Source organism: Erythrobacter sp. W302b, from assembly GCF_046452395.1.
Classification (GTDB): domain Bacteria; phylum Pseudomonadota; class Alphaproteobacteria; order Sphingomonadales; family Sphingomonadaceae; genus Erythrobacter.
Map to the genome: position 1 here is coordinate 2,769,381 of NZ_JBKFDH010000001.1, position 12,281 is coordinate 2,781,661.

Below are 12,281 nucleotides of genomic sequence, written 5' to 3' on the forward strand. Positions count from 1 at the left end.
GTGCCCTAACGGGACTTGATGGCGGGCGGGGGAAGCGATTCCTCCGCCGGCTGCGCATCAAGTTCGGCAATCTCGGCGGGGGTCAGCGGGCGGAAGCGGATGTCGACGGGCGTGAAGCTGCCATCCTCGCGCTGGCGGATGGTCACGATCCCGCGCTGGTCGCCGCTGCTGAGTTGCTCCTGGAGCCGGGTGGCACGGTCCTGACCGAGATAGAGGCGGCCATTGACGAGGCCATTCGCGCGGTAGACGCCGTCGGCTTCCAGCCGCACGGGGTGGGCGCAAGGCTGCCCTGCGGTCCGGCGAGCGACCGTGCGAAGGCGCGGCGCCTCGCCCGAAAGGCACAATTCGGAAATCACGCCGTCCTGCGTCTCGTCGAAACCCGGCCAGTCATAGGCGAACTCGATATAGTGCCCGCGCAGGTAATCGCGCGGATCGTAGCCGATGATCGGCACCTCCCATTCGGTGCCCTGATGGTAGGTGCGGTCGCTCTGCGCCCACAGCGCGCCGAGGCCGAGGACGGGGAGAATGACAGCGGCAAGGCGGATCAGGCGGTTCATGCGCCGGGCTCCTCACGCGGGGCGAAGCGTCTGGACACCCGCACCGCGACCCAAGCCACGGCGAGGATCATCACCCCGGACAGGATCAGCCCGAAGCCGCTCGTCAACAGATCGCCCGCCAGTTCGAAGCTGAGGATGATGAGCCTGAGCGCGATCACGCCGACAGCGAGCTGGAACACCCCGCGCCACTGTGCCGCCAGCGCGGCGGCGGCGAACCCCGCCCACAGCGCCATGAACAGCAGCGCGGCAGGGACAGTCGCACCGTCGGTGACATAAGCGATCGGCACGGCCAATCCCGCTCCGGCGATGATCGCGCCTGCCATCCGCCCCGAGACGGAGGGCCGCGCCAGCATCACGCCAAGACCGGCCAGCACGGCGACCACACCGCTTGTCAGCACACTCGCGGCTTCGCGTGAGAGCGCGCTTTGGTGAAAGCCCCCCGCGCTTGCGACGGCGCAGGCGAATGACGCGCCGCAGACGGCGTAGGCGAGTGCAAGCTGTTCGAGCCGTCGCCAGAAATCCGGGCGGGCGCTGCGGCCGCGCATCCCCGCGGCCAGCGCTGCAAAGGCAACCGGAAGCGCCGTGGCGAAGGCGAGCCATACGCTCCAGCCGGTATCGAGGATGACACCGTATCCCGTGTTGGCGCTGGCATATTCCCACACCGTCCACACGCTGCCGCCCATCACGGCGAGAGCCGCAGGCCAGCTGCGCCCCATCAGCAGCAGCAGCGGCGCGAACAGCGCCAGCCAGAGCGCCAGCGGCTGCCACAGCGGCGCGGACGTCTGATAGACCTGCCCGAGATGCCCGAAGAAGGTGAGGCCGAGCGCCGCGGTGACGAACACCAGCGCCTCGACCACCCAGGGGGAGCGCTCCGCCAGCCGCTCTTCGCGCAGGAACAGCGCGGCCAGCGTCCCTGCCATCAGCGCGAAGTGGACCGACAGCCGCACCAGACCGGGAATATCTTCCCAGTTGGCCGCTATGACCGACACCAGCCCCAACCCGATCGCCAGCGCGCCGATCCCGAACACCGCCCACAGCACCAGCGGGCGGGCGTGTTCGGTCTCATAGGCCAGCAGCCGGTCACGCGTGGCCGCGTCGATCAGGCCGGCGTCGTGCCATTGGACGATCTTGCGCGCGCTCATCGCGACACGCTACCCGCTTGCCCGCTGCCGGGCAATCGGCGCGGCTATTTGGCTTCGAGTTCGGCCTTGGTCAGCAGCACCATGTTCTGCACCTTGGCGGCGTTGGCCGTCATCGCATCATCCGGCATCGCCACCATCCCGACCTTGGCGAGCGGGCCGGTCTTGCCCCAGCTCTTGACCCATTCCTTCATGAAGTCCTCAAGCCCCGGGATCGCGCGCATGTGCGCTTTCTTGACATAGACGAACAGCGGGCGCGCGCCGGGGTATTTGAAACTGGCGATGTTGTCGTAGGTCGGATCGACCCCGCTCATCGGCAGGCCCTGCACCCGGTCGGCGTTTTCTTCCATGTAGGAATAGCCGAACACGCCCACCGCGCGCGGATTGCCGACGATCTTCTGGACGATGAGGTTATCCTGCTCGCCCTGATCGACATAGCCGCCATCATCGCGCACTTCGGTGCAGATCTGGCGATATTCGTCCTCGTTGCTGTCCTTGAGCGCCTTCATCGCCGGATCGGTCTTGCAACCGACTTCCATCACCAGCTCCTTCAGCGCATCGCGCGTGCCGGAGGTGCTGGGCGGGCCATAGACGAGGATCGGATCGGCCGGCAGCGCCGGATCGACATCCTTCCAGGTCTTGGCGGTCTGCGGCTTGCCATAGGGCCGCGCGGCGAGCGCTTCATACACCGTCTTGGGCGACAGGTTGAGCATGATCCCGCCCTTCGCCGAGGCAAAGGCGATACCGTCCAGCCCGACCTGCAGTTCGATGATCTCGTCCACCTTGTTCGATGCGCAGCTATCGAATTCCGACGGCTTCATCCGCCGCGAGGCGTTCACCATGTCGGGGGTGTTGGGGCCGAGCCCGGAACAGAACAGCTGGATGCCGTTCCCCGTCCCGGTCGATTCAATCAGGGGCGAACGCTTGTCGGGGAACGACCGGGCGAAATTCTCCGCCACCAGCTTGGCAAAGGGATAGACGGTGGAAGAACCCACCGCGTGGACCGACTGATTGGCCGAACCGTCGCCGCTGTCACAAGCGGTCAGGCTTGCCGCGCCCAGTGCCAGCAACCCGCCGACTTTGAAGAACTTAGTGATTGAATGTGCCATGATTTTTCCCGATGAGTTCGGATCGAACCCCTGCCCAGATGGCGCAAAAGGCGCGCCCCGTTCCGCCCCTAGGCGGACTTCATGACAAGCTTGTGACTATCCTTCACCCGGATCGGTATGCTGAATTTTTTGAATACAGCAGTATAGGTAACTCCACGCAAGTGCATGACAATGCGTGATATTCCTCCAAAATGGCGGTTTTTCGCTTAACAGCATCGTAACAGCTTGCATAGTATGAGCCGCCACATGGCACTTGCGCGCCTCATGTTCCGTTACGTTCTGGCTGCTGCGCTCATCGCGCTGCTGGCCGCGCGTCCGGCTGCGGCGAATGATCATACTGTGCCTGTCTTTGCGCCGACCTGCCATGCCGCCAGCGGCGTAGAGGCCACCGCGCGCGACATGCAGGCGCAGGGGCGCTGGGTCTGCAACAACCAATCATGGCGGTCCGACGTGCCCGTGGTCTGGCTTCGGTTCGAGGCGGGACGCTGGGAGGGCGAAAAGCTCCCGCGGCAGTTCTTCTCCCGCATTGCCCGGTTCACATCGATCACCTTCCACGCGCTCGACGCCGATGGCGAGAGCCGCGTCACGCGCCTCACGGAGGCCGATGGCGTGCCGTTCCCGTCTGGCCCGGTGTTCCAGCTCCCCCTGCCCGAAATCACGGCCGAGACGACCGTGCTGTTGGCCCGGATCGAAGCCCCACACTCGGTCCCGCTGCTGACAGAGGCGCGCATCACCCATGATCCGGGCGAGGCCGAATGGTCGCAATCCGAAATGATGCTGCTGGCCTTCGTGGCCGGGATGCTGGTGCTGCCGCTGTTGTTCGACATCAGCTTCTTCCTGGTGCTGCGCGAACGCTTCGTGGTGCTCCATGCGGCAATGGTCAGCGCGATGATGACCTATGTGGTGACCGCGGGAGGGTTGGCTTCGGCCTTCGTGACGCTGCCGGTTGCTGTTCTCGCCGTCGTGTCGCCCCTGTCCTACGCCATCGGCGCCGGGCTTTCGATGCTGTTCCTGGCGACCTTTCTGGAACGCGGCGCGCAATCGCGGGTGATGCGCAACCTGACGATCATGACCGGCTGGTTCACCATGATCGCGCCCGGGTTCTTCGCGCTCCAGCTCGATGCGACCCAGCCATTCGACGACCGCGGCTATTTCATCACGTTCATCCCCTGCATCCTTGTGATCAGCATGGCGGTGATCGCGGCGGTGCTGCGGGGCAGCCGCTCGGCGCGCTATATTGCCGCCGCCTGGATGCCGATCATCATTGCCTCGATCGAGCGTCTGTTGCGCGGCTTTGGCTGGCACGTCGGCCCCTCCAGTCTCGACCAGATGATCTATGTCGCGGTCGGGATCGAAGTGGTGGTGATCAGCCTCGCGATTGCGGACCGCTTCCTCGCCCTGCGGCGCGAGCGCGATGCGGCGCTGACCGAAGCGAAGATGCTGGAACAGATCTCGACCCGCGATTCGCTCACGGGCCTGATGAACCGCCGCGCCATCGAAGCGCGCTTCGACGAGCTGGTGGCGCAGGGCTTCGATACCTTCGCGCTGGTCGATCTTGATCGGTTCAAGGCGATCAACGACCTCCACGGCCACCAGGTTGGCGATGCCGCGCTGATCGCCTGCGCCAGCGCGATCCGCGCGACCGGGGACCGGGATTCGATCGCGGTGCGGCTGGGGGGCGAGGAATTCGTGGTGCTGCTGCGCGGACCACGCGCGCTCGAACGGGCCGAGGCGCTGCGGCAGGCGATTCCGATGCGGATCGCCAAGGAAGTGCCCGGGCTCGACCTGCCGGTCACCGCCAGCATGGGCGTGATCGTGTTGACCGAAGCGACCCGCCACAAGATGGCCTTCGCCGATTTCTACGCCCGCGCCGACGCGCTGATGTACGAAGCCAAGGCGTCGGGCCGCAACCGGCTCGCCTATGAACGCCTGACAGTGTTCACCAGCGCCCCGCCGGAGCGCGGCCGGGAACGCTTGGCATAGCAACTCGCTCCGTTCGCCCTGAGCTTGTCGAAGGGCCGTTTTGCTTTTCCGGCCTTGGTGCAGGCTGTCAGGAAAAGTGCAGTCCTTCGACAAGCTCAGGACGAACGAACGGGGTTGATTAGTCGTCCGCAAACGCCGCCAGCACTTCGGGTCGCACCCGCGCCAGCCGGCCTGTGGCGCGGTCGAGCATCGCCCATGTCGTCGCCGCGCTGACAAGGCGTTTGCCTGCGCTATCGGCAAACTCCACCCGCCGGAGCGATTTCGCACCCAGCGCCGGGCCCTCGATCCACGTCGTCGCGGTCACGGTGTCGCCTTCGGACACGTTGCCGCGATAATCGATCTCGTGCCGCACCACGACCCAGAAGAATGCCGCGCGATCCTCGGGCCGCGCGACAGCATCCCAATGCGCCGTCGCCATGTCCTGTATCCACTGCACCCACACGGTGTTGTTGACGTGGCCGAGCTCGTCAATGTGCTCGGGGAGCGCCACGAAGGTGCGGGTGAAGGTCGAAGGCATCATTATTCTCCGTTCGCCTCGAGCGTAGGCGAGAGGCTTCAGGACAAGTGTCTCGACTTCGCTCGACACGAACGGGTTTGAAGGGCTTTAGTCCTTCGGCGCCATCCCCATCTGCCACAGGATGAAGGCGAATTCTTCCGCCGTCTCCTTGAGGGAGTTCCAGCGACCCGATTGCCCGCCATGGCCTGCGCCCATGTTGGTCTTGAGCAAGAGCAGGTTGTCGTCGGTCTTGAGTTCGCGCAAGCGGGCGACCCACTTGGCCGGTTCCCAATAGGTGACGCGGGGATCGTTCAGCCCCGCGGTCACCAGCATCGGCGGATAGTCCTGCGCGACCACCTGATCATAGGGCGAATAGGACAGCATATAGGCAAAGGACGCCTTGGAGGTGATCGGGTTGCCCCATTCCTGCCATTCGCCCGGGGTGAGCGGCAGCTTCTCGTTGAGCATCGTGTTGAGCACATCGACAAACGGCACGTGCGCGACAATCGCGCCGTACTGCTTGGGGTCCTGATTGATGATCGCGCCCATCAGCTCGCCGCCGGCCGAGCCGCCGCTGGCGGTGACCATGCCCTCGGCGGTGTAGCCCTTGGCGATCAGGCCGCGGCCGACATCGACGAAATCGTTGAAGGTGTTGGTCCGCTCGAACATCTTGCCTTGCAGATACCAGCGCCGCCCGAGATCGTCCCCGCCGCGAATATGCGCGATGGCATAGGCGAACCCGCGATCCACAAGGGAGAGGCGCGAGGTCGAAAAGCCCGGCGGGATCGCATAGCCATAGGCGCCATAGGCATAGAGATGCAGCGGCCCCGGCCCCTCGATCCCGGCCTTCTTCAGGATCTCGGCCCGGTCCTTGCGCATCACGATGCTGACCGGCACCATCGTGCCATCGCGCGCCTGCACGGTCACACGCTCGGTGGTGTAGAGCGAGGCGTCATAGCCGCTGGGGATTTCCTGCGTCTTGAGCGTCTCCAGCTTGGCGGTCTTGACGTCGTAGTCATAGACCGTGCTCGGCGTGACCATGCTCTGGTAGGACAGCCGCAGCTTGGTCATGTCATATTCGGGGTTGTTGGACAGGCCCGCGGTGTAGCTTGCTTCCGGGAAGGCGATCGGCGTGATCTTGGCCGGATCGGCATATTGGCGCAGTTCGATCTGATCGAGGCCGTTCCGGCGCCCCTCGGTGACGAAGAAGTCCTTGAACAGGTCGAAGCCGGTCAGATAGAATTCGTCCGACCCGGCGATCACCGTCTGCCAGTCACCCGGCGCTTTGAGGCTCGCCTTGGCGAGGCGGAAGTTGATGTGATCGTCATTGGTCCACACCCACAGCTCGCCGTCACGCACATCGACGCTGTATTCGACGCCCTTCTTGCGCGCCTTCACCAGAATCGGTTCGGCCGTCGGGTTGGCGGCGGGGACGAGGCGCACTTCGCTCGTCTCGTTGTCGCCGGTGGCGATGATCAGCCAGTCTTCCTGCGCCGTCAGCCCGGTGCCGACGCCGAAGCTCTGGTCTTCCTCCTTGTAGAGCGTGACGTCGCTTTCGACGGGTGTGCCGATCACGTGCAGCTTGGCTTCCAGCGTGCGCCACTCTTCGGTCGAGGGGCCATAGACCAGCGCCGTATCATTCGCGACCCACACCAGATCGCCGCGCAGGTTTTCCAGCACATCGGGCAGCAATTCGCCGGTCTGCAAATCCTTGATCCGCCCGGTGTAGCGCTCCGACCCGTTGGTGTCGGTCGAAAAGGCGAGATAGCGCTGGTTCTGGCTGATCGAGGCAGCGCCCAGGCGGAAATATTCCTGCCCCTCGGCCAGCGCGTTCTCATCGATCAGCAGCTCAGCCTCGCCGCCTGCAACGGGCTTGCGCCAATGTTTGCGATACTGCGCGCCTTCCTCGAACTCGGACCAGTAGAGGTAATCGCCATCCTTCTGCGGGACGGTGCTGTCGTCTTCCTTGATCCGGGCGCGCATCTCGGTGAACAGCGCTTCGGTCAGCGCCGATTGGCCCGCCATCTTCGCTTCGAAATAGGCGTTCTCGGCCTTGACGTGGTTCAGCACATCCTCGTCATCCACCACCGGGTAAGACTTGTCGTAGAGCCAGTCATAGGGGTCTTCGATGGTGATCCCGTGATGCGTGTAGGTGTGCGGGCGCTTGGCCGCGACGGGCGGTGCGATGTCGGTACTGGCGGCAGTGGAAGCGGCGGATGACGTGGTCACGCGGGACTGTTCCTCTCGGGTGGTGGTGTTCGCGGCGGCTGGCACACAAGTGGTGGCCGCCAGCGCGGTGGCAAGAGCAAGGCGGCTGATCGGGCGGGTCATGATGGGTCGTCCCTTATGGCAGGAGGCCAGCGTGCGTCCGGGTGGAAAGACGCGGGTTTTGGGCCTATGTTGGCCGTTCTAGTGATACATTCCGGCGCGGCAAGAGCCCCGCGCGATAAGCCGAGGATCGACGACATGCTGATGCAGACCCATGAAGCCCGCCTGGCCGCGTTGCGCGAGGAATTGAAGCGCCGCGGCGTGGACGGGTTCATCGTGCCGATCAGCGATGAGCACATGAGCGAATATGTCGGCGACTATGCCCAGCGGCTGGGCTGGCTGACCGGTTTCGGCGGCTCAGCCGGGTTTGCGGCAGTGACGCTCAACCACGCGGCGATCTTCGTCGACGGGCGCTACACCGTGCAGGTGCGCGAGCAAGTCGACGGGCACCTGTTCGATTACAAGAGCGTGCCGGCCGAAAGCCTCGCCGGATGGCTGGCCGAGGTGTGCGAGGATGGCGCGCGCATCGCCTATGACCCGTGGCTCCATACCTGGGCCTGGGTCGAAGCGCTGGAAAAGCAGGTCAATCCCAAAGGCATCACGCTCGTTCCGGCGGCGAGCAACCCGATCGACGCGGTGTGGGCCGATCGCCCTGCCCCCTCGGCGGCGGTGGCGACGGTCCACGACGAAGCGCGCGCCGGGCGCTCCTCGGCAGACAAGCGCGCGGCGGTGGCCGATTGGCTGGTCAGGGAAGGCCATGATGCGGTGGTGATCCCGGCGCTCGATTCGGTCGCATGGCTGCTCAACATTCGCGGTGCGGACGTGGCGCACACCCCCGTCGCCCTGTCCTATGTCATCGCCCGCAAGGACGGCAGCGCCGAACTGTTCATCGCCCCCGAGAAGGTCACGCCCGAACTCACCCGCCACCTCGGCAACGCGGTCACGATCCGCGACCGTGCGGCGTTCGAGAGTGCCTTGCGCGAATATGCGGGCAAGAGCGTCGCGCTCGATCCCGATTTCGCGGTGGTCGGCATCGCCCAGGCGCTGCGGGCGGGCGGTGCCACGTTCGCCTTCAAGCAGGACCCGACGATCCTTGCCAAAGCGATCAAGAACCCCGCCGAACAGGACGGCCAGCGCGATGCGCAGGCGCGGGACGGGGCGGCGGTCTCGCGGTTTCTGCGCTGGCTGGCAATCGAAGCGCCGAAGGGGGGCGTGGACGAGCTTTCCGCCGCCGCCCGGTTGCAGGCGTTCCGCGCGGAAGATCCGGGCCTTTCCGACCTCAGCTTCGACACCATCTCGGCCGCCGCTGGCCATGCCGCGCTGCCGCATTACAAGGTCGACGCGGACAGCAATATCCCGATCCCGCCATCGTCGATCTATCTGGTCGATTCGGGCGGGCAATATCCCGGCGGCACCACCGACATCACCCGCACCGTGTGGATCGGCCCGGGTGAGCCGACGGCGGAAATGCGCGACCGGAATACCCGCGTGTTGAAAGGCCACATCCAGCTCGCCCGCGCAGTGTTCCCGCAGGGCACCTGCGGCGCGCAGCTCGATGTACTGGCGCGCCAATATCTGTGGGAAGCGGGGGTCGATTACGCCCACGGCACCGGCCACGGCGTGGGCAGCGTGCTCGCCGTGCACGAAGGCCCGCAGCGCATTGCCAAGCCTTCGGGCGGGCAGGCGGGCACCGGGCAGGAGCTGTTCGCGGGCATGATCCTCTCCAACGAGCCGGGCTATTACAAGCCGGGCGCCTTTGGCATCCGGATCGAGAATCTCGTGCTGGTCGAGGAGCGGGAGATTGCCGGTCAGGAAGGCAAGTATCTCGGGTTCGAGACGCTGACCTTCGTGCCGCTGGACCGCACGCTGATCGAGAAGGCGCTGCTGACGGCCGAGGAAATCGCGTGGGTCGATGCCTACCATGCCCGGGTGCGCGAGGTGCTTGCGCCGCGGCTGACCGGCGAGGATTGGGCGTGGGTGGAGCGGGAAACTCAGCCCCTCTAATCTTCCCGCCCCGGGCTTGACCCGGGGCCCAGCTGCCTTTGCACTGTTGCAACCGCCTGAAAGAAAAGCGGGGTCCCGGGTCAAGCCCGGGACGGGGAGGGGATGCTTGCCGCACTTCCGATGTTCCTGTAATGTTCCCCCATCGATTCGCACTGCATGGGAGGAACATCAATGATCGGCTACGTCACCTTGGGCACCAATGATCTGCCGCGCGCGGCGGCGTTCTATGACGCGATTGCCGCGCATTTCGGCGTCAAGCGGATGATGGAGTTCGAAACCTTCATCGCTTGGGGCGAATGGGGCGGGGCGCCGGGGATTGCGGCGACGGTGCCGTTCGATGGCCAGCCCGCCACCGTGGGCAACGGCGTGATGGTCGCGCTCGAAGTGAAGACGCCGGAAGATGTCCATGCGATTTACGATATCGCGATGGCCCACGGCGGCAGTGACGAAGGTGCGCCCGGCCCGCGCGGGAATGATGGCTTCTATGCGGGCTATTTCCGCGATCCCGATGGCAACAAGCTGAACGCCTTCTGCATGGTCGCAGCGAACGGCACCGAAGCGTGACCGCGCCTCGGTTGGAGGAGCGCTTCATCCATCTCGGCCTTGGTGCCAAGGCCGAGGTGCTGGCGCCCTTCACCGGGATGGACTGGTACGAAGCCTATGGCGCGCGTGCTGCCGCTGACGGGGCCGAAGGACGGCTGGTGTCGCAATACACCTTCACGACAAGCTGGACGTCGTGGGAAATGCATCCGGTGGGCGACGAAGTGGTGATCTGCACCGCGGGTGCGATGGTGCTGGTGCAGGAATATCCCGATGGACGGCTTGAAGAAGTGCCGTTGACGGCAGGCGAATATGCGATCAACCCGCCCGGCGTGTGGCACACCGCCGATGTGGCACAAAGCGCAACCGCGATCTTCATCACCGCCGGGGAGGGCACCGCACACCGCCCGCGCTAGCCTTGTCGCGACGGCGCGTAAGGCCCCAGCGTTGCGCGGTTTTTGTGCAATCATTGGCGGGTCTTTGCGTGTTTCACGTGAAACAGTCGGCGGCCTGTATCCTGGTCTGCCGCGTGTGTCCGGGCGGACGTCAGCGCATCAGCCCGCCGATCAGGTTCCTGACGAAAGCGGTCGCACCGGTGCGCAGCGGATTGGCACCGGACTTCTTGCCCAGCACCGCCGCCACCGCGATCGACGCCAGCGAACCGCCCGCCGCCGTCATCGCGCTCTTGCCTGCCTTCTCCCACACGGACGGCGTCTTGCGCTCGCGCTTGCCGACTTCCTCGCGTCCCTTTGCCGCGACCTCCTCCGCTGTCGCCGCCGCATCCGCAGCCTTGGCGGCGAGCACTTCGGCGGCGCTTTCGCGGTCGACGCGGGTGTCATACTTGCCGTCGAGCGGGCTGATCGATTGAATGATCGCACGCTCCTTGGGCGTCACCGGGCCAAGGCGCGAACGCGGCGGCTTGATCAGCGTGCGCTCGACAATGGTGGGCGCACCGTCCTCATCCAGCGTGGAAACCAGCGCTTCGCCGACCTTCAGCTCGGTGATCGCGGTCTCGACATCCAGCTTCGGATTGACCCGAAACGTCTCCGCCGCCGCCTTGATCGCGCGCTGATCGCGCGGGGTGAAGGCGCGCAAGGCGTGCTGCACCCGGTTGCCAAGCTGGCCCGCGACCTCCTCGGGAATATCAATCGGGTTCTGCGTGACGAAGAACACGCCCACGCCCTTGGATCGGATCAGCCGCACCACGTTTTCGATGGTGTCCTGCAAGGCCTTGGGCGCATCGTCGAACAGGAGGTGCGCCTCGTCAAAGAAGAACACCAGCTTGGGCTTTTCGGGATCGCCGACTTCGGGCAGGCTCTCGAACAGTTCCGCGAGCAGCCATAGCAGGAAGGTGGCGTAAAGCTTGGGACTGCGCATCAGCTTGTCGGCCGCCAGCACGTTGACATACCCGCGGCCCTGATCGTCCACCTTCAGGAAATCATGGATCTCCAGCGCAGGCTCACCGAAGAAATTGTCCGCCCCTTGCGCTTCGAAGCTGAGCAATTGCCGCTGAATCGAACCGACCGAGGGCTTGGTGACATTGCCGTATTTGCCTGACAATTCCGCCGAATTCTCGTTCGCCCAGGCCAGCAGCGCCTGCAAGTCGCTGAAATCGAGCAGCAGCAGGCCGTTCTCGTCGGCATAGCGGAAGATGATCTGGAGCACGCCTTCCTGCGTCTCGTTGAGATCGAGCAGCCGTGACAGCAACAGTGGCCCCATTTCCGACACGGTGGTGCGGATCGGGTGGCCCTGCTCGCCATAGAGGTCCCAGAAGATCACCGGATTGTCGGTATAGCTATAATCGGTGATGCCGAGTTCCCTGGCGCGGCTCTCCAGCTTGTCGGCGTGCTTGAAGGTGGGCGAACCCGGCATGGCGATGCCCGACAGATCACCCTTCACGTCGGCGACGAACACCGGCACGCCTGCCTTGGAAAAGCTCTCGGCGATGCCCTGCAAGGTCACGGTCTTGCCCGTCCCGGTCGCGCCCGCGATCAGTCCGTGGCGGTTCGACCGGCTCAGCGCGAGCGCGCGGCGCGATCCGTCCGACCCCAGCCCCAGATAGATATCACCCGCCTGCTCACCCATGCCTGATCCCCGTCACACTCTGCCTGACCCTGATGTGCAGGGGCCGTCCGCAGCGGTCAAGTTCTCGACAGCGGCGCACATTTGGCTAAGGCTATCCGGC

10 protein-coding genes are annotated in these 12,281 nt (G+C 65.1%); 4 read left to right on the top strand and 6 right to left on the bottom strand.

The window, feature by feature from the left end; all coding sequences use genetic code 11:
* Nucleotides 1-5: 5 nt before the first annotated feature.
* Genes ACLBKT_RS13095 through ACLBKT_RS13105 form a run of 3 tightly spaced genes read right to left on the bottom strand, consistent with a single transcriptional unit; the run spans nt 6 to nt 2,805 of the window.
* Nucleotides 6-557, bottom strand: a complete 552-nt coding sequence (locus ACLBKT_RS13095) for a GDYXXLXY domain-containing protein (RefSeq protein ID WP_410183352.1) — start codon at nt 555-557, stop codon at nt 6-8.
* Nucleotides 554-1,699: a DUF2157 domain-containing protein gene (locus ACLBKT_RS13100; protein ID WP_410183353.1), complete on the bottom strand. Its 1,146-nt coding sequence runs from the start codon at nt 1,697-1,699 to the stop codon at nt 554-556. The genes ACLBKT_RS13095 and ACLBKT_RS13100 overlap by 4 nt, the downstream gene beginning before the upstream one ends.
* Nucleotides 1,700-1,743: 44 nt before the next feature.
* A complete protein-coding gene (locus tag ACLBKT_RS13105) occupies nt 1,744-2,805 on the bottom strand; it encodes a substrate-binding domain-containing protein (protein WP_410183354.1) in 1,062 nt (353 codons plus the stop codon).
* A 246-nt stretch (nt 2,806-3,051) separates the two neighbouring features.
* Here ACLBKT_RS13105 and ACLBKT_RS13110 point away from each other — a divergent pair, with 246 nt between their 5' ends.
* A complete protein-coding gene (locus ACLBKT_RS13110) occupies nt 3,052-4,788 on the top strand; it encodes a diguanylate cyclase (RefSeq protein ID WP_410183355.1) in 1,737 nt (578 codons plus the stop codon).
* 118 nt (nt 4,789-4,906) lie between these two features.
* Here ACLBKT_RS13110 and ACLBKT_RS13115 read toward each other — a convergent pair whose 3' ends face one another.
* Both ACLBKT_RS13115 and ACLBKT_RS13120 read right to left on the bottom strand, forming a co-directional pair.
* Nucleotides 4,907-5,305 carry an acyl-CoA thioesterase gene (locus ACLBKT_RS13115; protein ID WP_410183692.1) on the bottom strand — a complete coding sequence of 133 codons (399 nt, stop codon included), beginning with the start codon at nt 5,303-5,305 and terminating at the stop codon, nt 4,907-4,909.
* A gap of 87 nt (nt 5,306-5,392) precedes the next feature.
* Nucleotides 5,393-7,615, bottom strand: a complete 2,223-nt coding sequence (locus ACLBKT_RS13120) for a S9 family peptidase (protein WP_410183356.1) — start codon at nt 7,613-7,615, stop codon at nt 5,393-5,395.
* Between the two features lie 135 nt (nt 7,616-7,750).
* Between ACLBKT_RS13120 and ACLBKT_RS13125 the strand changes: the two genes are divergently transcribed.
* From ACLBKT_RS13125 to ACLBKT_RS13135, 3 genes are all read left to right on the top strand, one after another.
* Entirely contained in the window at nt 7,751-9,556 is a 1,806-nt protein-coding gene (locus ACLBKT_RS13125) for an aminopeptidase P family protein (protein ID WP_410183357.1), read from the top strand.
* A 171-nt stretch (nt 9,557-9,727) separates the two neighbouring features.
* Complete coding sequence (locus ACLBKT_RS13130) at nt 9,728-10,120, top strand: VOC family protein (RefSeq protein WP_410183358.1); 393 nt, start codon at nt 9,728-9,730, stop codon at nt 10,118-10,120.
* Complete coding sequence (locus ACLBKT_RS13135; RefSeq protein ID WP_410183359.1) at nt 10,117-10,512, top strand: cupin; 396 nt, start codon at nt 10,117-10,119, stop codon at nt 10,510-10,512. The genes ACLBKT_RS13130 and ACLBKT_RS13135 overlap by 4 nt, the downstream gene beginning before the upstream one ends.
* A gap of 130 nt (nt 10,513-10,642) precedes the next feature.
* Here the strand turns inward: ACLBKT_RS13135 and ACLBKT_RS13140 are convergent, their stop codons facing one another.
* The gene (locus ACLBKT_RS13140) at nt 10,643-12,181 is read right to left on the bottom strand and encodes a helicase HerA-like domain-containing protein (RefSeq protein WP_410183360.1); all 1,539 of its coding nucleotides are present in this window, start codon (nt 12,179-12,181) and stop codon (nt 10,643-10,645) included.
* Between the last annotated feature and the right edge of the window lie 100 nt (nt 12,182-12,281).